At 48.0% G+C, this 24,825-nt stretch carries 20 protein-coding genes; 16 read left to right on the plus strand and 4 right to left on the minus strand.

Annotation, left to right across the window (positions count from 1 at the left end):
* Positions 1-84 precede the first annotated feature (84 nt).
* Positions 85-2,406: a helicase C-terminal domain-containing protein gene (locus HP548_RS09500; protein ID WP_099857297.1), complete on the minus strand. Its 2,322-nt coding sequence runs from the start codon at positions 2,404-2,406 to the stop codon at positions 85-87.
* Positions 2,407-2,544: 138 nt separating this feature from the next.
* On the opposite strand from HP548_RS09500, the gene HP548_RS33710 reads away from it, so the two are divergent.
* Positions 2,545-3,042, plus strand: coding sequence for an antibiotic biosynthesis monooxygenase family protein (locus tag HP548_RS33710; protein WP_175381503.1), 498 nt, complete (start codon positions 2,545-2,547; stop codon positions 3,040-3,042).
* A gap of 101 nt (positions 3,043-3,143) precedes the next feature.
* Here HP548_RS33710 and HP548_RS09510 read toward each other — a convergent pair whose 3' ends face one another.
* On the minus strand, positions 3,144-3,368 hold the full coding sequence (locus tag HP548_RS09510; protein ID WP_175381504.1) for a hypothetical protein: 225 nt from the start codon (positions 3,366-3,368) through the stop codon (positions 3,144-3,146).
* On the opposite strand from HP548_RS09510, the gene HP548_RS09515 reads away from it, so the two are divergent.
* The 11 genes from HP548_RS09515 (at position 3,349) to gcvPB (ending at position 20,627) form a co-directional block, all read left to right on the plus strand.
* Positions 3,349-5,337 (plus strand): LTA synthase family protein, encoded by a 1,989-nt coding sequence (locus tag HP548_RS09515; protein ID WP_246317998.1) that lies wholly within the window; start codon positions 3,349-3,351, stop codon positions 5,335-5,337. The genes HP548_RS09510 and HP548_RS09515 overlap by 20 nt on opposite strands.
* 284 nt (positions 5,338-5,621) lie before the next feature.
* Positions 5,622-7,328 carry an amylo-alpha-1,6-glucosidase gene (locus HP548_RS09520; protein ID WP_175381505.1) on the plus strand — a complete coding sequence of 569 codons (1,707 nt, stop codon included), beginning with the start codon at positions 5,622-5,624 and terminating at the stop codon, positions 7,326-7,328.
* A 193-nt stretch (positions 7,329-7,521) separates the two neighbouring features.
* Positions 7,522-9,267 (plus strand): sensor histidine kinase, encoded by a 1,746-nt coding sequence (locus HP548_RS09525; RefSeq protein ID WP_175381506.1) that lies wholly within the window; start codon positions 7,522-7,524, stop codon positions 9,265-9,267.
* Positions 9,245-10,429 carry a response regulator transcription factor gene (locus tag HP548_RS09530; RefSeq protein WP_175381507.1) on the plus strand — a complete coding sequence of 395 codons (1,185 nt, stop codon included), beginning with the start codon at positions 9,245-9,247 and terminating at the stop codon, positions 10,427-10,429. Before HP548_RS09525 ends, HP548_RS09530 begins: the two co-directional genes overlap by 23 nt.
* A gap of 129 nt (positions 10,430-10,558) precedes the next feature.
* Positions 10,559-11,821 (plus strand): ABC transporter substrate-binding protein, encoded by a 1,263-nt coding sequence (locus tag HP548_RS09535; protein ID WP_072733725.1) that lies wholly within the window; start codon positions 10,559-10,561, stop codon positions 11,819-11,821.
* A gap of 24 nt (positions 11,822-11,845) precedes the next feature.
* The gene (locus HP548_RS09540) at positions 11,846-12,832 is read left to right on the plus strand and encodes a carbohydrate ABC transporter permease (protein WP_175381508.1); all 987 of its coding nucleotides are present in this window, start codon (positions 11,846-11,848) and stop codon (positions 12,830-12,832) included.
* Positions 12,832-13,644 carry a carbohydrate ABC transporter permease gene (locus HP548_RS09545; protein WP_076287438.1) on the plus strand — a complete coding sequence of 271 codons (813 nt, stop codon included), beginning with the start codon at positions 12,832-12,834 and terminating at the stop codon, positions 13,642-13,644. The genes HP548_RS09540 and HP548_RS09545 overlap by 1 nt, the downstream gene beginning before the upstream one ends.
* Before the next feature lie 31 nt (positions 13,645-13,675).
* Positions 13,676-16,807: a glycoside hydrolase family 2 TIM barrel-domain containing protein gene (locus HP548_RS09550; protein ID WP_175381509.1), complete on the plus strand. Its 3,132-nt coding sequence runs from the start codon at positions 13,676-13,678 to the stop codon at positions 16,805-16,807.
* Positions 16,800-17,582, plus strand: a complete 783-nt coding sequence (locus HP548_RS09555) for an SDR family NAD(P)-dependent oxidoreductase (RefSeq protein ID WP_099857285.1) — start codon at positions 16,800-16,802, stop codon at positions 17,580-17,582. Before HP548_RS09550 ends, HP548_RS09555 begins: the two co-directional genes overlap by 8 nt.
* Before the next feature lie 48 nt (positions 17,583-17,630).
* Positions 17,631-19,031, plus strand: a complete 1,401-nt coding sequence (gene gcvPA, locus HP548_RS09560; RefSeq protein ID WP_175381510.1) for an aminomethyl-transferring glycine dehydrogenase subunit GcvPA — start codon at positions 17,631-17,633, stop codon at positions 19,029-19,031.
* A gap of 27 nt (positions 19,032-19,058) precedes the next feature.
* Positions 19,059-20,627, plus strand: a complete 1,569-nt coding sequence (gene gcvPB, locus HP548_RS09565; RefSeq protein ID WP_175381511.1) for an aminomethyl-transferring glycine dehydrogenase subunit GcvPB — start codon at positions 19,059-19,061, stop codon at positions 20,625-20,627.
* 192 nt (positions 20,628-20,819) lie between these two features.
* Here the strand turns inward: gcvPB and cidR are convergent, their stop codons facing one another.
* The gene (gene cidR / locus HP548_RS09570) at positions 20,820-21,704 is read right to left on the minus strand and encodes a cidABC operon transcriptional activator CidR (RefSeq protein WP_175381512.1); all 885 of its coding nucleotides are present in this window, start codon (positions 21,702-21,704) and stop codon (positions 20,820-20,822) included.
* 157 nt (positions 21,705-21,861) lie between these two features.
* Between cidR and HP548_RS09575 the strand changes: the two genes are divergently transcribed.
* The 3 genes from HP548_RS09575 to HP548_RS09585 all read left to right on the plus strand — a co-directional run bounded on the left by HP548_RS09575 (position 21,862) and on the right by HP548_RS09585 (position 23,534).
* The gene (locus HP548_RS09575; protein ID WP_063567332.1) at positions 21,862-22,233 is read left to right on the plus strand and encodes a CidA/LrgA family protein; all 372 of its coding nucleotides are present in this window, start codon (positions 21,862-21,864) and stop codon (positions 22,231-22,233) included.
* Entirely contained in the window at positions 22,230-22,910 is a 681-nt protein-coding gene (locus tag HP548_RS09580) for a CidB/LrgB family autolysis modulator (RefSeq protein ID WP_063567333.1), read from the plus strand. Before HP548_RS09575 ends, HP548_RS09580 begins: the two co-directional genes overlap by 4 nt.
* Before the next feature lie 105 nt (positions 22,911-23,015).
* Positions 23,016-23,534, plus strand: coding sequence for an AbrB/MazE/SpoVT family DNA-binding domain-containing protein (locus HP548_RS09585; RefSeq protein WP_099857280.1), 519 nt, complete (start codon positions 23,016-23,018; stop codon positions 23,532-23,534).
* Between the two features lie 179 nt (positions 23,535-23,713).
* On the opposite strand, the gene HP548_RS09590 is transcribed toward HP548_RS09585, so the two are convergent.
* A complete protein-coding gene (locus HP548_RS09590) occupies positions 23,714-24,100 on the minus strand; it encodes a DoxX family protein (protein ID WP_175381513.1) in 387 nt (128 codons plus the stop codon).
* A 424-nt stretch (positions 24,101-24,524) separates the two neighbouring features.
* Here HP548_RS09590 and HP548_RS09595 point away from each other — a divergent pair, with 424 nt between their 5' ends.
* Positions 24,525-24,812, plus strand: coding sequence for a winged helix-turn-helix transcriptional regulator (locus HP548_RS09595; RefSeq protein WP_062321783.1), 288 nt, complete (start codon positions 24,525-24,527; stop codon positions 24,810-24,812).
* The last annotated feature ends 13 nt before the right edge of the window (positions 24,813-24,825 follow it).

Below are 24,825 nucleotides of genomic sequence, written 5' to 3' on the forward strand. Positions count from 1 at the left end.
GTAATACCCTTTTCGGCCTATCCTTCAATCATGCACAGAAAAGAAAGCTGAAAAGTCTACGATCGATCTTTTAGCTATAAATCGTTATTTGGGTGAAATCCGTGTGTAGTCTTGCCATTCCTCGGGTAGCAATGATCGATACGGTTCCTCGGTGAAACGATCGTCAACCAGCACCAGTACGCCCTTGTCCTCTTCCGTACGTATCAGCCTTCCACCTGCCTGCAATACCTTGTTCATACCGGGGAAAACATAGGCATAATTGAATCCGTTGCGCCCTGTCCGACTATAATAATCGCGGAGTACGTTGTTCTCCAGACCAATCTGGGGAAGTCCGGCCCCGACCACCACAACTCCATTCAGACGATCACCCGGCAGATCCACACCTTCGGAAAATACACCGCCCATAACGGCAAATACCAACCGTGTTCGTTCAGGATGTGGCTGGAACGCGTTCAGGAACGCCTCCCGTTCCTCTTCACTCATGCCCTGCTCCTGCATCACGACTTCTGCCTCGCCAGGCTGTTCCATATACGTGCCATGTACTTCGCGCATATAAGGATAGGATGGGAAAAAGACGAGCAGGTTGCTATGCGGCCACTCGGCAACCAATTGGCGCAGCATATTGGCAATAGGCTGTCTGGATCTTTCACGATCCCGGTAGCGAATCGATAATGGCAGCAATCTCACATCCAGCTGCTCCCGCTGGAAAGGCGAAGCAATACGCAGGGTATAATCCTCTTCCTCCGCACCTAGCATATCCCGGTAATATCCAAGAGGTGACAATGTCGCAGAGAAATGAATGGTAGAACGGAACCCTTTGGCAGTCTGGCGCAGCAGCACAGATGGATCCAGGCAGAACAGCTTCACTCGCACTTCACTTCGTACACATTCCGCATAGGTAATGAAGCGTTCATCGTAGAGCTTGGCAATACGCAGGAAATTCTGTGCGGTGAAATAGGCTGCCAGCAGCAATTCATCCGTCTCGGCATTTCCCGAACCGCCTTCAACAAGGCATTGCTCCGCAACCATGACAAAAGGTTCCAGCAGTTCAATCAGTTCCTCCGGCGCCTCCTGTTGCAGCAATTTGCCCTCATCTCCACCGTTTTTGCGGAGCGTAATCAGGTATTTGTCTATGTCGCCCGTTCGATCCGCAATAGCTTTGGCGGCGGTCACACTGCTGCCCAGCGTTTGGAATTCCCTTTTGACATCCAAAAAGACGGCCTTTTCCAACTCTGCCGAAAACATCATCCGTCCCCGATCGACCAGATTATGTGCCTCATCGACCAATAATACCGTCTTGCGCTTCTGCTCCTCCAACATGCGTTTGAGCGAGATACGCGGATCGAAAATATAGTTATAGTCGCAGATCACCGCATCGGCTGCATACGCAGCATCCAGTGAAAATTCAAACGGACATACCCGATGCTTACGTGCGTACTGTTCAATAACCGGGCGTGTCATTAACGTCTCATGTTCCAGCATATCCAGCACAGCTCCGTTAATACGGTCATAATATCCTTCACACATGCCACACTGTCCCGTATCACAGGCTTCCTCTTCCTTGAAACAGATCTTGTCCTTCGCGGTCAGACTGATCACATGCATCTTCAATCCTTCCGCCTGCATCCGGGCAAAAGCCTCTTCTGCCGCCACTCGCGTCGTCGTTCTTGCGGTCAGATAGAACAATCGTTTGGCTTCTCCTTCACCAATGGCCTTGACCGTGGGAAACAGTACGGACATCGTTTTGCCAATACCTGTTGGCGCTTTCGCCATCAGACCCTGTCCCTCGCGAATTGTCTTGTATACGGCTCCTGCCAGCTTGCGCTGTCCCTCCCTGTATTTGCGAAAAGGAAAAGGCAGCTCTCGCACGCTTATATCGCGCTTCTCTTCGTACGCCACAATCATCTCTGCATATGGTGCGTAACCAGCGACCAACTCTGCTGCAAACTGTTCCAGCTCCTGCCGTTCCAGCATCCGCCGAAACCGTCTTTCCTCATTATTCACGGTGTGCACGTATGTAAGCTGTACCTGCATACGGGGTTCATCATGCTGAACGGCGTACATATAGGCATACATCATGGCTTGCGCCCAGTGTACTGGGGCCCCATCGCCCAGATCGTCCAGGTTGCCCGCAGTTGATTTGATCTCATCCACCGTCAGCTGACCATCCAGACGAATCAGTCCGTCACATCGTCCCTCCACCACGTAGGTCAAGTCTCCATGCTGCAGTTCCACTTCGAGAACCACTTCTTTCAAATCCTCTTCTGTGTAATCCTTCTGCACCCGCTGGTGTATCCGAGTTCCCTCCTGCATCGATGCATTGGTGCGGAACCCTGGACGTATGCTGCCACTGCGGTACACATATTCCACCAAAGGCCTGACTGATATTCGAATTGCGGTTGTCATGCGATCACCCGTTCTGTTTGTAGTGACTATACTTTATCACGAAAAGCAGTGCTCAAACCAGCCAATCAGCGGATTGGACTCGTCCCTTCCCATATGCTATGTTGAAGTGGAATGTACTTAAATGAGGAGGCATCTTCTATGTATATCTATTTGGTTCCTTCACCGATTCCGGATGCACTTGCTGCATATCCGCATCTGACGTTGCGCAGTGAGGAACAAGTTCGTTTAGCTATTGAATCGACAGAACGTCTGATGAACATTGAGTCCGATGACAACGTAGCGGCGTATGAAGCCTTCGATGCCGCAGGCTCCTGGACAGGCGGCGGTTATGCCGTTCTCAACAATATACCCGTAACCGAAGATGGACGGAATGACTTTGAGGGACGTTTCAAGAACCGTGCGCGTAAAGTGGAAGACGAACCCGGCTTTGTCGGCATTCGTGTGCTTCGTCCTTTAAAGGACGATACGTATGTCGTACTTACACTTTGGCAGTCCGAAGATCATTTCAAAAACTGGCAGCAGTCTCAAGCCTATAACCATGCTCACCTCAACCGCAGTACGAGTGAAGGGCTAACCGCACAGAAGCCCACCATGTTTCCAAGACCTTCATTCGTCACGACCTTCACTATAGAGTAAACGAACGGGAGCAAACCGGATGTTATGCTCCAGAACCTGTATGCAAGTCTACAGATATACGGTGATTACATTTTGGGTAAGCATCATTTGATTATTTGTACTTAAAATGCAACCTCTTCCGCCTCTTCCTCAATGGAAGGGGCTTTTTGTATATGTGAGGTCATGAATGACCCCAAGCGCCTCTCTCCTTTTTCCAATAATTGAAAGAAATGAGCAACCAAGAAGTTCGGTGCTTTTGACACGACATACCATGAGATAGCATAATACTTGTTAAATGAAACTTCGGAAAGGAAGGAAGGCGGTAACTTGTCACGCAATTCACTCACCCGGTTTCTAAGCGGACCGTTTATAGTGTTCACCGTTATTATGATGATCAAAAGCTCTCTGGCCTGGATTGTGATCTTCGATGACATCCCCGTCTGGAAACCGCTGCTGACAGAGTTGCCGCTGATCTGGATCTGCTTCTGTCTGATTGAGTGGTTTGCAGCCAAGCGTCGGATGTGGCTCTATCTAGGGCTAAATCTGGTGCTATCGGGCATCTTCTTCGCAGCGATCATGTATTACAAATATTATGGGGTCATTGTTAATTATCACGCACTCGCACAGGTTAATCAGGTAACCTCGGTCAAGAGCAGCATGTTCTCTTTGCTCGATCCGTATTATTTGTTTATTTTTGCAGATATTCTGGTTATCGCGGGGATTCTGATTCGTCGGCGGATCAAGCTCGGCGGGACTGAACGTCCAGGCAGAGTGCCGCTTGAACGAAGGGTCAGAAGACGGATTGCCTCAGTCATTCTGATTCTATCGATGATGCTGTGCATGCTCAACATATACCCCAATCGGGCGAGTATGAGCGAGATTACACAGGCGGAGCAGATGGGTATTCTTGGTTACGAAGCGTACACCATCCTGGCTGATCGGCCTGACAAACCCGTGCCCCTCGATCAAATCGATCAGAATCATATCGACGAGATTAAACAAACGACAGCACTGCCCGCTGTTGTGAAGGAGGGTGCAGCCAAAGGACGCAACGTCATTGTCCTCCAGCTCGAATCATTCCAGAACTTCCTGATCGGATTGCAGGTGGACGGACAAGAAGTTACCCCCAATCTGAATAAGTTGGCGGGACAAAGCCTGTATTTCCCGAACTTTTATCAGCAAGTCGGACAGGGAAATACGTCGGATGCCGAGTTTGTGGTAAATACATCGTTTTACACGCCGCCCAACGGGGCTGCAACTACCGTCTATGCCAATAAGGAATTGCCAAGTCTGCCCAGGCTAATGTCCGCGAACGGTTATCAGACAGCCACATTCCATACGAATGATGTGCACTTCTGGAATCGGGATCAGTTATACAAGGCGCTTGGATTCGACCAGTATTATGACATAAATTATTTCGGAACAGAGAATTCCATCGCCTTCTCGGCATCGGATGAAGTGCTGTACAGCAAGACACTGGATAAACTCGAGGCCATGCAGGCATCAGGGTCACCTTTCTATGCACAAATCATATCCATGTCTGCACACCATCCTTACCATTTGCCAGAAGATAAGAAAAGTCTGACGTTGCCGGAACGCTACGTTAATACGTTGCCTGGGGATTATCTTGTGTCCCAGCATTATGCCGATCAGGCGGTTGGACAATTTATTGAGGGACTTAAGGAACGTGGACTATGGGAAAATAGCCTGCTGGTCATTTACGGTGATCATCTTGGTCTGCCTATATACTCGCTGAATCGGACTGATGAGAAGCTGATGCAGGAAATCTACGGTCGGGAGTACACGTCTGCGGACATGATCAATATTCCACTTATCGTCACGGCTCCTGGCATCACGCCGGCAGCTCAGCTGGAAAAGATCGGAGGACAGGTGGATATTCTGCCAACGATCGCCGGGTTGACCGGTTCCTCTCTCCAGAACCAACTGTATTTCGGGCAGGATTTGCTGCGTGAGGGAAATAATCTGCTGCCAGAGCGCTATTATCTGCCCTCCGGTTCCGTACTGAACGATGCTTCACTGTTCGTTCCTGAGACGGGGTACGGTGATGGTACTCATTACTCTCTTGCGGATGCCGGGAGACAGGATGTCGTTTCGGCAGAGCCTGATCAGGAGAAGGCGACGATTCCGGACAGTCTAGAGGATGAACCGGCCGTGCCCGCATCTGCCATACCAACCGAAGAGGGCTCGACCTCTTCCGAATTTATTACGAAAGAACAGTACGAACGGGCTTTGGATCTTCTCCACTTATCCAACAGTTATCTGAGTCAGTTACCGAATCGAAATGCAGTGAAATGATACAACATGCACAATGAAATTATCTTTCACTTTTAATTCATGATGAAAAAGACAAGAGCCCATGAAAGGTCTGAAATGACCTGATTCATGGGCTCTTTCCATTTCTTTTAACCTCTATATCTAACACCTTTCTCCCCAACTTTCTAACAAAAAGACACCTATAACCACCCGAATCATCCATTGCCAACAAATTCCCCTCTTTAGCGAAGACACCTGGACGTTCCTGTTCCTTGAGCAGCGGTTTACAATGAAAGCGTATTATTCCTTGTTGAAGGAGGAGAATTATGAAATTCGATCTGAACTTTGTACCCTTCAGTCGCAGAGAGTCGTTCCTTGCCGTCTCTCATCTGCCTGAAGGCAAGAATAGACAGCAGGGCCTCTACCTACGAACTGTGCGGGGTGGAGATGATAAATTTGGCGAGGCGTTCCATATTGAACTGTTGGATCAGCAGAATCAGACGATTCCATTCACGGCAGAAGCTTCTCCAGAAACTGTCCGGCTGAATTCACCAGAGCCCGCAATCTTTGCGGAAATCTGTATTTCGGATAGTCGCACGGTCCGATTCCGTTCGAAAGGGTGCGGGATCAGATTGACCTTTATCCCGTCAACTTATGATTATGCATATGAGGTGAATAAGAACAGCTGGGAAGTAAATAGCTTCACCCATGAATGCCGCTTCATGCTGACTGGAATTGCAGGCGACATGAAGCTGGAAGTGCCTTGGGATAAAATCAAGAGCTCACGCGTAATCGCAGAGTTCAATCCGGATACAGACACGAATACAGCTGAGTTTGCCGTTGAGGAGTACCGCACAGTATGGGAGCCCCGCCCACAATGGGATCCCTTTGATGATGACGTAGAAGCGGTTCGGACTGAATTCAGCCACTGGCTGGACAGCAGTCTTGCGATCCCTGATCGCTGGCAGGATGCGCGGGAGCTTGCGGCTTACATTACTTGGTCCTGCCTCGTTCCGGCGGAGGGTTGTCTGACGCGTCCAGCTATGTATATGTCAAAGAACTGGATGACAAATATATGGAGCTGGGACCACTGTTTCAATGCGATGGCGCTTGTTCGCCATGATCCAAAGCTTGCGTGGGACCAGTTCATGATCTTTTTTGATCGGCAAGATGAGAGTGGATTAATTCCTGACTTTGTGAACGATAAATATGAGCTGTGGAACTGCAACAAACCTCCTATTCATGGATGGACACTGGCTTGGATGATGCAACGTACGGATTATATCCGCGAGGCGCAGCTTCGTGAAGTGTACGGCCCATTGTCCAAGTGGACGAAATGGTGGTACCGGTATCGTGATGATGATGGTGATGGGATTCCCCAATATAACCACGGTAATGATTCCGGTTGGGATAACAGCACCGCATTTAATCATGGAATTCCTGTAGAAAGTCCAGATTTGGCTGCCTTTCTGATTATCCAGACAGAGCTTCTGGCTGAAATTGCTGGGTTGCTTGGGCTTACCATGGAATCTTCTGAATGGAGAAAACTGGCGGACGATACGCTGGAGAAGATGATCAGCCACTTCTGGAAAGAGGATAGATTTATCTCCTTACGTTCAGGTACACATGAACCTTCAGCTGGAGACAGTCTGCTGTTATTCATTCCGATTCTACTGGGCAAACGCCTTCCTGAACCCATCAGAGATCTTCTTCTGGGAGGGTTACGGGAGGAGAATCGCTTCCTAACGGAAAATGGTTGGGCGACCGAGAGCATAAGCAGCCCCTACTATATACCAGACGGGTACTGGCGTGGACCGATCTGGGCTCCATCAACCATGCTGCTCGTGGAGGGCGTAGCTGCTGCCGGTGACCTGGAGCTGGCTCGGGAAGTATCCCGCCGCTTCTGCAATATGCTTAGCCGGAGTGGTATGGCGGAGAACTTCGATGCGCTGACTGGTGAAGGCCTACGTGACAGGGCATTCACATGGACATCGAGTGTGTTCCTGGTTCTGGGGCACGAGTACACAATCTAACTCCAATATTGCACGTCCCTGGCTGCTGTTTTAAACAGCTTTCCGGGGAGGTGCTTTTCCCGTTTCCTCGAAAAATTTTATTTGCAAACAACTAATTGAAAGCGTTACCATGAAATGATTAGATTCTTCTATAGGCTACCTGTCCATGCTAGAATGCAGGTAGATGTAGTTATAGCGAGAGGGGAAACCGTTTATGAACATCCAATGGATCAGGCAGCTAAATAAACGCATATTCTCTGGTTCCTACCGCAGTATACGGACCAAGCTGCTCTTCTGTTTTCTCATCGTGACTCTGATTCCACTGCTCTCGCTTGGTGCGTTGTCCTATTACCAATCCGCCAAAATTATCAATTCCCAGTTTGGCAAATATGGTGAAAATGCTGTAGCGCAGTTGGAACAACAAACGAGCTCATCTTTAGGCCGAATGAAACAAATGAGTGAAACGATCTATTCGTATTTGCTTGATCCCGCCCATACAGATCTAAGGAATCAAGCACCTATAAGCTATAGCGAAATCATTGAGAAGAATGACTTTGAAGCACTACTGAAATCGCTGTGGACGGACCAAACTGCAGGAATCTATATCATTACGCCCTCAGGCTATTATTATGGAGAGAACAATTTGGACGTTGCCAAGCTGAGAAATATGCCAGAATGGAAGACAAAACCGGCTTCTTATAAAGGACTATACTGGCTAGGCTTTTATATGCAAAATCACGCAATGAGCAGTTCAGGCGATTCGAATCTTCCCGTTCTTGGGCTCGCTGTTCCGATTCATAATTCCAACGGAACGCAAAACGGCAGCACCATACTCATAGAGGAGAATGCGCAGGAACTGATCCATATGTTCAAGCTGTTTGAGACAGATACGAAGTCGCATCTGACCATTAAAGCTTCGGACGGAAGAATTATATATGAAAGCGCACCCGATTTCACGAAGAAGGATAGTGATATTACATGGATTCGGACGCTTGCCGTGAACCAGTGGACCATAGAAGCGAGATTACCTGCCAAAGCCTTCTACCTGTCCTCGGGCATTATTCGGTCGAATACCATTGTCGTGGCCGTTATTTCATGTCTGCTTGCCTTTGGATTCGCCTATCTGTTCTCGTCGAGGTTTACAGCTCGTATTCGCACGCTAAAGGATTCGATGCAGAAAGTCAGCTTCGGTAAGTTGGATACACGAATGCCGATCGAAGGCAGAGATGAGCTAGGTAGCCTTGATATGAGTTTTAACCGGATGGTAAGTGGCGTTCAATCGCTTGTACAAGAAGTGGAACAGAGCGAAAGACTCAAGAAGGAAGCAGAACTGAAGGCTTTCCATTATCAGATTAACCCCCACCTGCTGTTCAATACGTTGAACTCCATTCAGTGGAAGGCCCGTCTGGAAGGGGCTGATGATATCCGTCAGATGTTATATCACTTAACGATGGTGCTGGAAGGAAATCTGGATATATCGCAGGAACTGATCACGGTGGGCAGAGAACTACGCATGATTGAGCATTTCCTGAAAATTCAGGAGATCAGGTACGGAAATGTGTTCAGCTATGAGCTGAATTGCGAGGACTCACTAAAGCAGTATCTGATCCCGCGTATGACTCTACAACCGCTGTTTGAAAATATATTTTTCCACGGCTTCACGGATGGAATAGGTGTAATCATGCTCGATGTCACCGTGGAAGAAAATGAACTTCTGCTGACTCTCCGGGATAATGGAGCAGGTATGACAGAAGAAAAACGGGAGCGTTTGCTTGTTCCAGATCAGAAACGTCGTGGTCGCGGAGGATTAGGCGTCCAGAACGCAGACCAGAAATTCAAACTGCATTTCGGCTCGCAGTACGGACTTACAGTATTTTCGACTAAGGGTGAAGGTACAGCGATTGTCATTCATTGGCCCAAAGAGGAGGAGCGTCCGGATGGATACAGCAAAGAGAATTAAGGTGCTGATTGCAGATGATGAGAGCATTGTACGGAAAGGCCTACGTTCGACCGTAGCTTGGGAGAAATTTGGAATGGAAGTTATAGCTGACGCGCCCAATGGACAAAAAGCCTGGGAAGCCTTTCTGGAGCATCGGCCTGAAATTGTAATAACAGATATTGTAATGCCAGAGATGGATGGCATCGAGCTGTCTCGCAAGATAAAGGAGATGGCGGTGAAGACCAAAATAATTCTGCTCAGTTGTCACCGCGACTTTGAATACGCACAGCAGGGAATTCAACTTGGGGCATCCGGATATCTTTTAAAGACCGCTTTTGAGGACGAAGAACTTGAAGACATGTTAAAGAAGTTCCAGCATGAACTATCTGTCTCCGCTCCCCCCTCTCTAAAAGATGAAGAACGTATGGAAACACTGCTCTTTGCATGGCTGAACGGACATAGCTGTAAATTTCCAGAGGAGCTGGAGAAGCTGCATGGCGGTCAATCTCATGTTAATGGTCAGCCATTGTTGATATATCTGATTCGAACGGCAGAATGCGGAGCATCTTGGACCGAGCTGCTACAGGAAGCTGAGAAAAATGACCGCAGCATGCGCGAGGGTACGATCATTCCTTATGGAGAAGAATACTACTATTGGATCGTTCCTGATACGCTGCGAGGGTCTGCAGACAGCCTGCTGGTAGAGAGTAAGAGCAAATGCAGTCAGTTGAAGTGGACTCGTAAAGAATCCTTGGTCCACAGCGATGATCTGAAGCAGGCTTTCCAAAACCTTCATAAAGAAGCTGAGCTAGAGAAGCTGTATGGGATATCCGTAAATCATTGGCCAGATCCGATCTGGAAAGCCGTGAATCTACTGTATGCTAATCCCGCAGCTGACTGGTCAGCCAGCGAACTGGCGGAAGAGGTTGGACTGAGCCGCAGTCATTTCTCTATTCTCTTTAAGAAGGCTGTCGGTGATAGCTTCATTGCCTTCCAATATAAACGGAAACTACGCCTTGCTTATGGTTTATTGCGGGATACACATCTAACTATGCAGGAAATTGCGGAGCGAACAGGACTAGGAGATAGCAAATATTTTAGCAAATGGTTCAAACGCTGTACGGGTCAGACACCGAGTCATTACCGTTCCCAACAAAAAGACGAAGGGTCCCGAACAGATTGACACCCGCTTCAATAATTCGAACAAAATCACAACAACATTCGAATAGATACACGTTTTGAACCGCTTTCATTCGCGTTACGATGAAAGCGGTTCAATTATTATAAACCTCACTGACAGGGAGCTGACAATATGAAAAAAAGAATTTCACACATTGTCCTTGCAACGACGCTGATGGTATCTATACTGTCTGCATGCAGCGGTAACGCTGGAACAGCCAATCCGGAGAACGGCGGTTCGGATCAGACGAAGACGCTTCGTTTTGCAACCTGGGATACGGGAGACGCGCTCAAAATTGAGCAGGATATCGCCAAGAAGTTTGAAGCAGAACATCCCGGTACAAAGGTGCAGGTTGAGGCCTATGCGGACGGATTTGACCAGAAGCTTGCCGCAGGCTTTGGAGCGGGCAACCCGCCAGACGTCATGTACATGTGGGACTTCCCTACTTACCATCAATCTCTTGAACCACTGGATAGCTTCGCAGAAAAAGATAAAGACCTGAAGATAGATGATTTTTACAAAGGATTGTTCAACTACGGAAAAATTGACGATAAGCTATACGGCATTCCGGCAGGCTTCACGACTCGTGTCGTCTATTATAACAAAAAGCTCTTTGATGCTGCGGGTGTCCCTTATCCTAAAGACGGATGGGAATGGAGCGATTTCCAGGATATCGCTAAAAAGCTGACGGATCCATCTAAGAAGCAGTACGGTTTCGGTGCCCGTGCCGAGAATGATACGTATGACTTGCAGGGCTTTGTCTGGAGCAACGGTGGCTCCTTTATTTCCCCGGATGGTAAAACCATCGAAGGCTACATGAACAGTAAAGAAACCGCTGAAGCTATCCAAATGTTTGGTGATATGGTGAAGGACGGCACCGCCGTGCTCACAGGTGGTAAAGGCCAGCAAAGCGGTGATGATATCTTTAAAGGCGGTAAGATCGCCATGTGGGAAAGCGGAATCTGGCCGCTCGAATCATTCAAACAAGCGGGAGTTGATGTAGGCACGGTCGAAATTCCTGCTTTTCCAGGCAAACCGGTTAAAGGTGTACTTGCAGAATCTGCCTTGTCTATTGCCAAAGACTCCAAGAACAAAGATCTGGCATGGGAATTCGTTAAATTTTATGTTTCTAATGAATCGATCAAAATGCGTGTTGCTGACCTGCCAGTACGACAAAGTGTTGTAAACGAACTCAAGAAGGATCAAGATCCGCTCTACAAACCTTATTACACCATGCTTGAGCGTTCGGACAATACACCTGCATTTCTACTCAATCCGAAGTGGAATGAAGTGAACCGACAGCTGTCGGCTGCAGTGGAAGCAGTTATGCACGGCAGCAATGCCCAAGAGGCGCTGAATCAGGCGGTTAAGGACAGCGAACGATATTTGAAATAACACTTGTAGAAAGAAGGTTAGGAGATGGCTCAGACCTACCTGCAGAATACATCAGAACCGACAGCTACCCTTAAGGCCTTGAAAAAACGTAGATGGGGTGGGCTTGCACCCTACCTCTTTATCTTCCCTTGGATATTTGGATTTGTTTTCTTCACTTTAGGCCCCCTGCTGTTCTCATTGGTCATTTCATTTTTTGATTGGCCAATCGTCGGTAAGGTAACTTTTATAGGGCTAGACAACTATGTAGAGATGTTTTCGAATGATCCACTTTTTTGGAAATCTTTATTTGTCACACTTAAATTTGCAGCCCTCTTCGTTCCGCTCAATATTGTAGTTGCACTCGGACTTGCCATGCTGCTCAACCAAAGGGTTAAAGGAAGCGCCATTTTCCGTACGGCATTTTATCTCCCCTCTGTAATTTCAGGTGTTGCGCTTGCTATGATCTGGTCCTGGGTATACAGCGGAGACTATGGAATTCTGAACTACTTCTTGTCTGTCCTGGGCATTCAGGGACCCGATTGGCTGAATGATACAAACTGGTCGCTTGTTGCAATGGTCGTTGCCAGCCTCTGGGGACAAGGATCGATGATGCTTATTTTCCTAGCTGGACTTAAAGGCATTCCTAAGGACTTGTACGAATCGGCATCAATCGACGGAGCAGGTAAAATCCGAAAGTTCTTGAGTGTAACCATTCCGATGATTACGCCAACAATTCTATTCAATCTCATCACATCAATTATTGCAGCATTTCAGCAGTTAACTCTCGCCCTGCTACTTACGGGAGGCGGGCCAATGAAATCAACCTATTTCTACGCGATGTACATGTATGAGAACGCTTTCAAATACTTTAAGATGGGTTACTCTGCCGCCAACGCCTGGTTTATGTTTCTGATCGTGCTTACCTTGACATTTCTGGTATTCAAATCTTCGGAAGCCTGGGTGTTCTATGAAGGTGAAATGAAAAAGCAGCCGCAGAAGAAACTTAAGGCCAGTACAAGGGGGCGGTCCTGATGAAAAAAATAGTTGCATACACGTTGCTGATTGGGTTCTCACTGCTGTTCATCGCCCCACTGTTCTGGGCGGTAACCACGGCACTGAAATCACCGCAGGAGCTCTATCTGTTTCCTCCCAAATGGATTCCATCCGTCTGGAAATTCAGTAACTTCGCAGAAGCATGGAATATCCAGCCCTTTAATTTATTTTTGAAAAACACGCTGATCGTTACGGTTTTATCCACCCTGGGTCAGCTGATATCCTGTACGCTCGTCGCTTACGGCTTCGCCAGATTCCAGTTCAAGGGTCGTGATTTCCTGTTTCTTGTCGTTCTGGCTACCATGATGATCCCTTGGGAAGTAACGATGATTCCGCAGTATATGGAGTTTAACTATTTGGGTTGGATTAACACACTCAAACCGCTGATTATTCCATCGTGGTTCGGCTCTGCCTATTATATCTTTTTGTTGCGGCAGTTCATTATGACCCTCCCTCGGGAGCTGGATGAAGCAGCGACAATTGACGGCGCTAGTAAAATGACGATTCTACTGCGAATCATCGTACCGCTAATGGGACCTTCGCTGATCCTGGTCTCCGTATTCCAGTTCATGAGTTGTTGGAATGACTATCTGGGGCCTCTCATTTTCCTAAATGATCAGACGAAATATACGTTAACGCTAGGCCTATCTCAATTTAAGGGCATGTACGGTGTTGATATGCAATCCATCATGGCCATCACCTGCTTAATTTCGATTCCGCCACTTGCGATTTTCTTCTTCGCCCAGCGTTACATTGTCGGCGGAATTGCCACGACAGGTATTAAAGGATAGGACACACAGATAGAGGAAAGGAATGACGATCATGACTGTTATGAACATTGAGCGCGACTGGGATAACCTTAGCGTGCTGGAGAGAAACCGTGCGAAGAGTCGCTCCTATTTTATTCCTCATTCCAATAAAGAAAGTGCTCTGAGCTATGACAGAGGAAGCTCTCCATGGTTCAAATCGCTGAACGGTATTTGGAAGTTCCAATTTGCTGAGGGGCCAGATCTGGCCACCCCGGATTTTTATCAAAATGAATATGACACCTCAGGTTGGGATGATATTCGTGTCCCTGGCCACTGGCAGTTGCAAGGCTACGGAAATCCGCATTACACGGATCTCGAGTACCCAATCCCTGTTGATCCTCCTCATGTACCTAATGATAATCCAACGGGCAGCTATATAAGGGAATTTACGCTGCCAGACCATTGGGACGGAAGAGTTGTTTCACTTAAGTTCGACGGTGTAGATAGCGCCTTTCATGTATGGCTGAATGGTTCATTTGTCGGCTACAGCCAAGGCAGCCGCCTGACATCAGAGTTCGATCTGACCCCTTTCCTACAGGCAGGAATTAACCGATTGGCGGTCCGGGTATACCAGTGGTCTGACGGTAGTTATTTGGAGGACCAGGATATGTGGTGGATGAGTGGCATTTTCCGGGATGTCTATCTGGTTTCCGAGCCTTCAGCATCCCGTATTACAGATTATCGAATTGTAACGGAGCTAGATACAGAGTTTACCAATGCGGTACTGTCGGTCCGCTTAGATCTGGATGGAGAAGAAGTTCAGGGCAAGGTACAGTTGCAACTGCTGAATAACGTTGGCGAGCAGATCCTGTCTGCTGAGAAGAATCTAAACCATCCTGCAAGTGTCGAGTTCAATCTGCCTGTGGCGAAGCCTTTTTTATGGAATGCTGAATCTCCTTATTTATATCATCTAATCATTTCAGTGGTTGATTCGAAGAATCAGGTTATAGAAACGATTGCCCAGCGAGTTGGGTTCCGCCGTGTGGAAGTCAAGGATGGACAGTTCTTGGTGAATGGAGTACCGATCCTTCTCAAAGGAGTAAACCGGCATGACCATCATCCAGATACGGGACGAACCGTCACGGTAACCACCATGTTCGAAGATATTCAAATGATGAAGCAGCACAATATCAATGCGGTGCGGACAGCACATTATCCGAACGACCCGCGGTTCTATGATCTGTGTGATGAGTATGGGTTATACGTTATGGAAGAGACGGACCTGGAGACGCACGGCTTTGAGCCGCTGGGTAATATTTCACGGCTTAGCGATGACCCCGCTTGGAAGGATGCTTATGTTGACCGCATCCGCCGTATGGTGGAGCGCGACAAGAATCACCCTTCCGTGATTTTCTGGTCACTTGGCAATGAATCGGGCTTCGGCTGCAATTTCCGTGCGATGTCTGAGTGGTGCAAAGCCAATGATTCCACACGTCTTATCCATTATGAAGAAGACCGTGAAGCGGAAGTATGTGATGTGGTGAGCACGATGTATTCTTCGGTGGAGAAAATGGAAGGATTCGGCCAGCTAACCGATCATCCGAAACCGCATATTCTATGCGAATTTGCCCATGCGATGGGTAATGGACCCGGAGGGTTACGGACGTATTTTGACACCTTTGATGCTTATCGACGTCTTCAAGGCGGCTTTGTCTGGGAATGGATCGATCATGGGCTCAGCAGGAAATCAATCGATGGCAAGGCTGACTACGCTTACGGTGGAGATTATGGAGATGTACCGAATAACAGTAATTTTGTTATTGACGGACTGGTTCGCCCAGACCGCACCCCCTCTCCGGGACTCATTGAATATAAGAAAATCATCGAACCTGTAAGGGTCGAAATGATAGACGCAGGAAAGATTCGCGTAACGAACCGGTATGACTTTGTGACTTTAGATCACCTGCAGGTTCATTACAGTATCACGGCTGATGGAAGAACCGTTAACAGCGGTGTACTTGTACTTCCGCAGATTGGTCCGGGTGATAGCGCAAACGTATTGATTCCACATTTGAATTTAACAGATCAACAGTCGATTCATCTTGAGCCGGGTACGGAGATGTGGCTGAATGTCGGATTTACGCTGGCAGCAGACTGTGCTTGGGCGGAACAGGGGCATGAGGTGGCTTGGGCGCAGTTTGCACTGCCGAATCATTCCACCTCAGCCGTATCTCCCTCATCCCTGCTGTCTGTAGAGCAGAAGTTGTCAGTTACCGAAGAAGGGCGAGAGCTAATCCTTACGAATGACAGTTTCCGTATTTCTTTTAATCGTCTACGTGCAGGGGTCACCTCACTTCACCTGAACGGAAAGGAACTCATTCAACATAGACCACGACTGAATTTCTGGCGTGCTCCCATTGATAACGATATGTATGTGCTCCCGGATTGGCGCAAGGCACACCTCGATCGACTGACCGAGCGGATAGATCACTTCCGCTGGGATCGATTGAATGAAACATCTGTGCGTATGACTTGGACTTCACGCATAGCACCTCCTGTCTACGATTGGGGCTTCCGCTGTGAAACGTCCTATACGGTTACTGCAAGCGGACTAATCATTATAGATGTGAAGGGAATGCCGGAAGGAACACCACCTGCTATGCTCCCGAAAATCGGTCTTCAGATGAAAGTTCCCGGTGATATAGATCGTGTGAAATGGTATGGCCGTGGGCCGGGAGAGAGCTATTCGGATAGCCGGGAGGCCGGACGCTTCGGCGTATATCAGAGCAGTGTAGATGGATTGTTCACGTCGTATATTTATCCCCAAGAGAATGGAAATCGGACAGATGTAAGATGGGTTTCGATTGTCGATGGAGCAGGAATCGGTCTGCTGGCGGCAGGAGCGCCAACGCTTGATTTCAGTGCTAGACGTTACACGGATGGTGATCTGGAGAAGGCGCAGCATATGAGCGATTTGGCACCTCGTGATTTCATTACTCTGAATCTGGATTACCGACAGAACGGACTGGGAAGTAATAGCTGCGGCCCAGCACAGTCGCCTGAGAATACAGTTAAACCGGAAGCGTTCCGGTTCCGCATCTTGCTTCAGGCGTATATGGCGGAGGATAGCTCTCCTGAAAGGCTGAGCCGCCGAATGAGTACAGAAGCGATGCAATATGAAATGGAGGAAGATAAAGATGCTTAATACACAGGACGTTTTGAATTTATCTGGCAAGGTAGCCGTCGTTACTGGTGGGGCATCAGGCATTGGGCTGGCCACCGCTGAGCTTCTGGCGAGCTTCGGGGCACATGCTGTCTTGATTGATATTAATGAGGCTGCGGGTAACGAGGCAGTCGCCAGTATCCGTGAACAGGGAGGTCAGGCCAGCTTTTACTGCTGCAACGTGACCTCTGCCGCAGATTGTGAACGCACAGCTTCAGAGATCAAATCGACTCTTGGAGGAATTCATGTCCTGTTCAATAACGCAGGGGTTATTCGCCGCAAAACGGTTACCGAGCTGGATGAAAGAGACTGGGATCTTGTACTAGATGTCTCACTCAAAGGTGTCTTTCTCCTTTCTAAATATGTAATTCCCATTATGGAGTCTAGCGGCGGAGGCAGCATCATTAACACAGGCTCAGGTTGGGGACTGAAAGGTGGAGACCGCGCAGCAGCTTATTGCGCAGCAAAGGCAGGCGTTGTCAATCTGACACGTGCCATGGCTATCGACCATGGAGCGGCGAACATTCGAGTCAACTGTGTATCACCAGGGGATACGGATACACCTCTCCTGCGTGACGAAGCGAAGCAGCTGCAGCAGGATGAGTCAGCATTTCTGGTTGCCTCTGCAGGAGGCAGACCGCTGGAGCGTCTAGGTACACCGCGTGATATCGCGAATGCAGTATTGTTCCTAGCGAGTGACTTATCCTCATGGGTAACAGGCAGTGTTCTCGTTGTTGACGGAGGCGGAATCGCTTAGGACGATAAGAATTACCTTTTTCCCAACATATGAACGGAGGCGTTAATTGTGGCTGACAACAAAACATATGCCCATCCCTATATCCCAAATACCGTTCCGGAGGTCCGGGACGCGATGCTGAAAGAGATTGGTTTAACGTCTATGGAGCAACTCCACGACGCAATCCCTGACAGCCTGAAGCTGAAGCGGGAGATGGACTTTCCGCCAGCCATGAACGAGTATGAACTGCGCCGACATATTGACGGACTACTAGCAAAGAACAAGCACAGTGGAGATTATCTTAATTTTCTGGGTGCAGGATGCTGGCAGCACTTCATTCCAGCTGTATGCGACGAGATTAATCAGCGTTCTGAATTCGTGACGGCCTATGCCGGTGAGCCTTACGAAGATCATGGTCGGTTCCAGGCCCTATTCGAGTATCAGAGCCTGCTTGCCGAGCTCGTGGACATGGATGTCGTGAATGTACCAACCTTTGACTGGGCTCAGGCAGCTTCAACCGCGATTCGGATGGCGGGGCGTATTACAGGGCGCAAAATCGTGCTGCTCCCGCGTTCCGTAGACCCGGATAAGGCGGCAATTATTCGTAATTACTGTACTCCAGTCATGGATATTCAGTATGTTGACATCGATCAGGTAACAGGACGAATGGATCTGAATGATCTGCGCAGCAAATTAAGTGACGATACGGCGGCAGTATACTTTGAAAATCCAGGTTATCTTGGAATCATTGAGGATCAGGGTGCCGAGATATCTGAACTGGCTCATAAGATTAATGCCATTTCTATTGTAGGTGTTGATCCCATATCACTTGGAGTTCTGGAGCCTCCGGGCCATTACGGGGCCGATATCATTTGCGGAGATTTACAGCCGCTGGGTATGCATATGAACTTTGGCGGTGGGCAGGCTGGCTTCATTGCAACACGTGATGAGGAAAAATACGTCATGGAATACCCTTCCCGGCTATTTGGCATCGTGCCAACCGAAGTGGAAGGCGAATACGGCTTCGGAGACGTTGCCTATGAACGTACATCATTCGCTCTTCGGGAAAAAGGTAAGGAATCGGTAGGGACCCAGACCGCATTATGGGGCATTACAGCAGGAGTATATCTGGCCCTCCTCGGTCCTGCTGGGATGCAGGAGGTTGGTAGCACTATTATCCAGAAATCGCATTACGCTGCGAAACAGATATCACGAATTCCAGGTGTGTCACTCCGCTTCGAAAATGGCACCTTTTTCAAAGAGTTTGTTGTTGATTTTAATGGTACAGGTCTAACCGTTGAGGGAATTAACCAGAGATTAATGGAGTCAGGAATTTTCGGTGGTAAGAATCTGTCATTATCCTACCCATCATGGGGTCAATGTGCACTGTACTGCGTCACGGAAACGCATACCCAGGCCGATTTGGACCGACTCGTCGATACTCTTCGTTCCATTGTCAGCACATCATAACGATCATATAGAGGAGGACTGAATGCCATGAAACGGATTCGCAGAGATCATAAGGTCCGTAATTTTCACCAAGCTAAATGGGATGAGCCCGTTATCTTTGAACTTCACCGGCCCGGAGAGCGGGGTGTCGTCCCACCGGGAACGGAAGCGGCTGTAGCTGCTGAAGTGGGCTCCGCAGAAGACAACATACCGGCATCCATGTGGCGGCGCACTGTTCCCGCTTTGCCTGAAATCGGGCAGGCTAAGGTACTGCGGCATTATCTGAGATTATCCCAGGAAACGTTGGGATCGGATATGAACGTGGAGATTGGTCAGGGAACCTGCACGATGAAATATATTCCACGGATCAACGAAATGCTTATCCGCAATCCACGTATGACCGAGCTACATCCGCTGCAGGATGTGGATTCTGTTCAGGGGATGCTGGAGATATTCCACAATCTTGATTTGGCAATGCGAGAGATTTCCGGTATGGATGCGTTCTCCTTTCAGCCAAGTAGCGGAACCCAAGCACTTCTGGCTATGGCCTCCATCGTTCGCGCCTATCATGATTCGCGCGGTGAAGGTGAACAACGTGATGAGATCATTACAACGATCTTCTCTCATCCTTCACAAGCTGCTACAGCTGCCGTGAAGGGATATAAGATTATTACGTTGCATCCAGACGAGGATGGATTCCCGGACCTTGAGAAGCTGAAGAACGTTGTCTCCGAGCGGACTGCCGGATTTGTTGTGGCTAACCCAGAGGACACAGGCATATACAACCATCGTATCCGCGAATTTACGGATGTGGTGCACGAAGCTGGTGGTGTCTGCTACTATGATCAGGCTAACGCCAATGGCCTGCTCGGGATTACACGAGCGAAGGAAGCGGGTTTTGATATGTGCTTTTTCAATCTTCACAAAACCTTTGCTGCGCCTCATATGTGCGGCGGTCCTGCTACGGGCGCTCTCGGTGTGACGGAAGAATTGAAGAATTTCATGCCTGGCCCTTTGGTGGATAAGGAAGATGACGGACGTTATATTTTGAGAGATCAAACGGAAGTCAGCATCGGTAAAGTACGGAGTTTTCACGGTGTAGCCCAAACTGTACTCCGCTCCTACGCCTGGATTATGAGCCTCGGACCGGACGGTCTGAAAGATGTCGCCCAGGTGGCGGTGCTGAATAACAACTATCTATATCATAAAATTGTTCAAATACGCGGAGCGAGTGCCCCGTATGTCCAAGGACGCCGTTTGGAACAGGTCCGCTACAGCTGGAAACAGCTCACGGATGAGACCGGTGTGACGACGGAGGATATTACGCGCAGAATGTGTGATTTTGGCTTGCATTACTGGACCTCTCATCACCCGTATATTGTTCCACAGCCGTTCACACTGGAGCCAACGGAATCCTATTCCAAGGAAGATCTCGACGAATATATCCATGCGCTGGAGCATATCTCGAATGAAGCCTATACTCAGCCAGATATCGTCAAATCAGCTCCGCATAACAGCACGGTGCATGGCAATGACGAATCCTCTTTGGACGACCCGAAACAATGGTGTATTACCTGGCGTGCATATTTAAAAAAAACACAGCCAGAGCTTCAGTAAATTAGCATGTATGTTGTAGCTACTGTTATTGTTCATATAGAGGAGTATTAATATTACTCGTTTTATAAATAGACAGAAAAAGTAAAGGCCCTCAACACGTGTTGAGGGCCTTTTTAATATGATTCTATAGCTTTCAGTGGAGTTAAAATAACGATTTTATCCCGTCCCCTCTTCCCCATTTACACCGATTTCCTATTCACTGAGCATGGACTGTGTGAATCCGATCCACTCCCGGGTTGCAAAGGATAAATATCGATCCTTCCGCCAGATCATGCCGAGCTGCCATGGAATCACAGGTTCTATCACGGGTATAATGCGCACACGCATATGATCCACCTCACGGCAGATCGTTTCTGGCAGCAATGCCACGCCCAGATTGGCCGCTACCATCGCACTGAGCAGGTCCCACTGGGAGCTTTCATACACCACCCGAGGCTGGAACCCCGCATGCTGACAGGCGGCGATAATCCGGTCATGCAGCGCAAAATCTTCCCGAAACAGCACAAATGCATCATGCTCCAGCTCGCGAAGCGCGACAGACTCTTTGCTCGCAAGCGGGTGTGAAGGATGTACGATCAGATTCAGTTTCTCTTCCACAAAAACAAAGTGGTCCACAAGTTCATCCACAGTAGGCAGAACGGCGACACCAATATCCAGTGCACCACTAATCACATCGGCCTCTACTTTTTTGGCACCGTCCTCGAAGAGCTGAATGGTTACCTGTGGGTAAGCTTTATGAAATTCACCGATAATCATCGGAAAAAAGCTTGAACCTATCATCGGTGGCAAACCAATCCGAAGGTGTCCTTTCTTCAGATTCATCAGGTCGTCCAGCTCGGACGATAAGCTGCGAAATGACTTTTCAATCTCCAGCGCCTGCCGAAAAAAGACATGCCCTGCATCCGTTAACGCTACCTTCTTGCCATAACGATCCAGCAGCGTTACGCCCAATTCGTCTTCCAAGCTTTTGACGGTTTTGCTAATCGTCGGTTGTGTAATGAACAGCACTTCGGCCGCTTTGGTGAAGCTTTGCTGCCGAGCAACTTCCAAAAAATATTGCAAATGGCGGATATCCATCGTCTGATCCCCATCTCTCATAGATAAATGGAATGGTAAACATTCTTAATATGCATTTTACTCATGAAAGAATGCGATGTAAAATTTGTGATATCAAGTGAATCATTTTCATAAACAACTCAAAATCATCACGTTCATTATACAAGGAGGGATTGAAGTGAAGAAATGGGGCCTTGGCATTTTGCAAGTTGCGCTCTTGATGGCCTTTTCACTGCTCATGGACCAGTTGGCCCGTGCTCTCCATCTACCTGTACCAGGTTCCATACTCGGTATGATCGTGCTGTTCATTTTGCTTCAGACCCGGGTCGTGAAGCTGCGCTGGATCGAAATTGGAGCTGCCTGGCTGCTCGGTGAGTTACTGCTATTTTTCATCCCGTCAGCCGTTGGCATTATGAACTACATGCCCATGCTGGAGCAAGACGGACTGCAAATTCTGTTTATTGTTCTGCTTAGCACGTTTCTGGTCATGGCCTGCACAGGCCTTGTTGCCACCCGAATCGCCAAACGAAAGGAGCGTCACACCGGATGATTGGATTCCTCTGTCTCTTGTTAACCGTCGGTATTTACTTGGTCGCCAAACGCATGTATCGCAACCTGCCCAAAGTTTATCTGTCTCCGCTGCTGATTACGCCGCTTCTTGTCGTTGGTGTGCTGCTCGCAACAGGCACGGATTACGCAGCTTACAGCAGTGGCGGTAAATGGCTAAGTCTGCTGCTTCAACCGGCAACGGTGGCCTTTGCCATACCGCTCTATACGTTCTTCCATGTACTCAAAAAACATATTTCCGAGATCGTCTTCAGCGTTATGACGGGCTCCGTCGTGGCGGTCCTCTCTTCTGCCCTGCTCGCCAAGTGGTTGCGCCTGGACTCCGGACTCATTCATAGTCTGATCCCGAGATCGATCACTACCCCTATCGCGATGAATGTATCGGCGACTATTGGAGGCATTCCGGCGGTTACGGCGGTTTTTGTCATCATGACCGGTCTGCTGGGGGCAATTATGGGACCATCCATTGTGAAAATGCTGCGTATTGATGGCGAGATTGCGCGTGGAACACTGCTTGGAACCGGTGCCCACGGAACAGGCACATCCAAGGCTTTTGAGCTCAGTTCACTGACAGGAACCATCTCCAGTATCTCCATGGTACTGGCCGCATTGTTCACATTAGCGGTTGCACCCGTGCTATCTAAACTTATTTTCCCATAATAGATGGAATTAACCCTATTTCTTGAAATATTATTGTTGTATTAAAGCCCTTTCTTCCTTACAATAAGGACAGGTTTTAATTGTGAATATTGCGGGGGAGATGCGATGAAAAGAACCGGAATGAAGAGATCTCTGGACCGCCTTGGACGAATTGTCCTTCCCAAAGAAATGCGGGATACGATGGAAATCCATATCGGCGATCCGCTCGAGTTTTTCATTGAAGGGAAAGAGTTGATTTTGAGAAAGTATAAATCAACATTGTGTGTGTTTTGCGGTGATGTGGATACGGAAATGTATTTCAAAGAGCAATTCATCTGCCGGACTTGTGCAATTCAATTAAAACACCCGGATGACACTCCCGATTGGTTCGTTCCTCAGAACAAACAGGCTCCTGCACCCGTGGAGCGTCCTGCTACCGAATCCGCCACAGTCTCGTCTCCCACTTGGGTAGAAGGGGCTACAGCTGCCAACCAAGAGTATCCGGACCTGCGGCCGAAGACGGCACGCATGCTGCAACAGATGAAGGAAATTGTTGAACAGAATCCCGGTTTGGCTCAACAGCAAATTGCGGAAAAGCTTGGCATTAGCCAAGGACGCGTCTCCCAACTTAAAAAACTACTATAATAGGAATTTATTCGATTATTTATAATCAGGAGACCTTCCGTTTCAAGAAGTCCCGTTGCAAGAGAACCCTTTGAACTCCGTGGGTTCTTCTTTTTTTTGAGATAAACCACAAAAAAGACGACTACCGCTTAATCACAGTGGTCATCTTTTTCAATATTCTTAACTCCAGCGTTTAACTCTTAGACCTGCACGAGATCCATATCCATTTCTTCTGCTTCCAATTTACGCATCCCCATAATAAGAACGATAATGTTGGCAACCAGCAACACCGCCGGGAAAGGAACAGCTGCGTATTGTCCGTAAATTAGATGACTCCCCACAGCCCCAATCAGAATGAACGTCAATACTCCTGAAGCCAGAATACGAGTACGAGGAATCAACAGACCTACCGCACTGAGCAGCTCTACTACCCCAATGAGATACATCGTCCATGTAGGATAGGAGAACCCTTCGAAAGTCTGTACCATCATCTCTGCTCCACTAACCTTGTTAAAACCTGCCATTACAAACATACCTGCAAGCACAACCAACACAATATATCCTAAAATTCTTATGCCTTTGTTCATATGTATAATCCTCCTGAAAATGAATGTCCATATTCATCTGTTGTATAAAAAGCAATCTATGTAAAAGTTACAACGTAACTCTATTTTTAAAATGGGCAGTTTGTACTGCAAAATTGGTATGTGCTGATATTATACATATTAATAATCATTAACTTACTTTTATGAAGTGAGTATATAATAATAACATTATTTATTCAAGTAATTTTTTGACGAATAGTGTATAATACATACAAAAGGTATGTTACAGTACATTTTGTAGTAACATGTTTGACTTCATTGTCCCTTACTTTGGTCAGAGCGGCAGAAAGCCACGCACTTTTATATATACGAATATACGAAGAAATCCATCAATACTTGAATCGAGGTGAACACGTTGAAGCTGAGAAAAGTAAAATCACCAAGTCCCTGTCTCATTACTCAGGCCATGGATATCATCGGTAAGAAATGGGTACTGCTCATCATGTACCAACTGTTATCCGGACCCAAACGATTCACAGAGCTGGAAGCAGAAATGGCGATTAGCGGTCGGTTATTGTCCGAACGTCTGAAGGAGATGGAAATGGAAGGTATCGTAACCCGGCATATGTATCCTGAAATTCCTCCCCGCGTTGAGTATGAATTGACGCCCAAAGGCAGAGCCATCGAACCCGTCATCAATCAGATTTACAACTGGTCCTCAGACTGGTTGAAACAGCAGCAGTCTACTAAGTAGCCAGATTCTGATT

Source organism: Paenibacillus taichungensis (assembly GCF_013359905.1).
Lineage (GTDB): Bacteria > Bacillota > Bacilli > Paenibacillales > Paenibacillaceae > Paenibacillus > Paenibacillus taichungensis.

Bases quoted from the DNA above. Each gene is read 5' to 3' on its own strand.
- HP548_RS09520 (WP_175381505.1), top strand. From the start codon at position 5,622: ATGAAATTCGATCTGAACTTTGTACCCTTCAGTCGCAGAGAGTCGTTC.
- HP548_RS09550 (WP_175381509.1), top strand. From the start codon at position 13,676: ATGACTGTTATGAACATTGAGCGCGACTGGGATAACCTTAGCGTGCTG.
- HP548_RS09590 (WP_175381513.1), bottom strand. From the start codon at position 24,100: ATGAACAAAGGCATAAGAATTTTAGGATATATTGTGTTGGTTGTGCTT.
- HP548_RS09530 (WP_175381507.1), top strand. From the start codon at position 9,245: ATGGATACAGCAAAGAGAATTAAGGTGCTGATTGCAGATGATGAGAGC.
- HP548_RS09535 (WP_072733725.1), top strand. From the start codon at position 10,559: ATGAAAAAAAGAATTTCACACATTGTCCTTGCAACGACGCTGATGGTA.
- HP548_RS09580 (WP_063567333.1), top strand. From the start codon at position 22,230: ATGATTGGATTCCTCTGTCTCTTGTTAACCGTCGGTATTTACTTGGTC.
- cidR (WP_175381512.1), bottom strand. From the start codon at position 21,704: ATGGATATCCGCCATTTGCAATATTTTTTGGAAGTTGCTCGGCAGCAA.
- HP548_RS09540 (WP_175381508.1), top strand. From the start codon at position 11,846: ATGGCTCAGACCTACCTGCAGAATACATCAGAACCGACAGCTACCCTT.
- HP548_RS09525 (WP_175381506.1), top strand. From the start codon at position 7,522: ATGAACATCCAATGGATCAGGCAGCTAAATAAACGCATATTCTCTGGT.
- HP548_RS09500 (WP_099857297.1), bottom strand. From the start codon at position 2,406: ATGACAACCGCAATTCGAATATCAGTCAGGCCTTTGGTGGAATATGTG.
- HP548_RS33710 (WP_175381503.1), top strand. From the start codon at position 2,545: ATGTATATCTATTTGGTTCCTTCACCGATTCCGGATGCACTTGCTGCA.
- HP548_RS09555 (WP_099857285.1), top strand. From the start codon at position 16,800: ATGCTTAATACACAGGACGTTTTGAATTTATCTGGCAAGGTAGCCGTC.
- HP548_RS09585 (WP_099857280.1), top strand. From the start codon at position 23,016: ATGAAAAGAACCGGAATGAAGAGATCTCTGGACCGCCTTGGACGAATT.
- gcvPB (WP_175381511.1), top strand. From the start codon at position 19,059: ATGAAACGGATTCGCAGAGATCATAAGGTCCGTAATTTTCACCAAGCT.
- HP548_RS09545 (WP_076287438.1), top strand. From the start codon at position 12,832: ATGAAAAAAATAGTTGCATACACGTTGCTGATTGGGTTCTCACTGCTG.
- HP548_RS09595 (WP_062321783.1), top strand. From the start codon at position 24,525: ATGGATATCATCGGTAAGAAATGGGTACTGCTCATCATGTACCAACTG.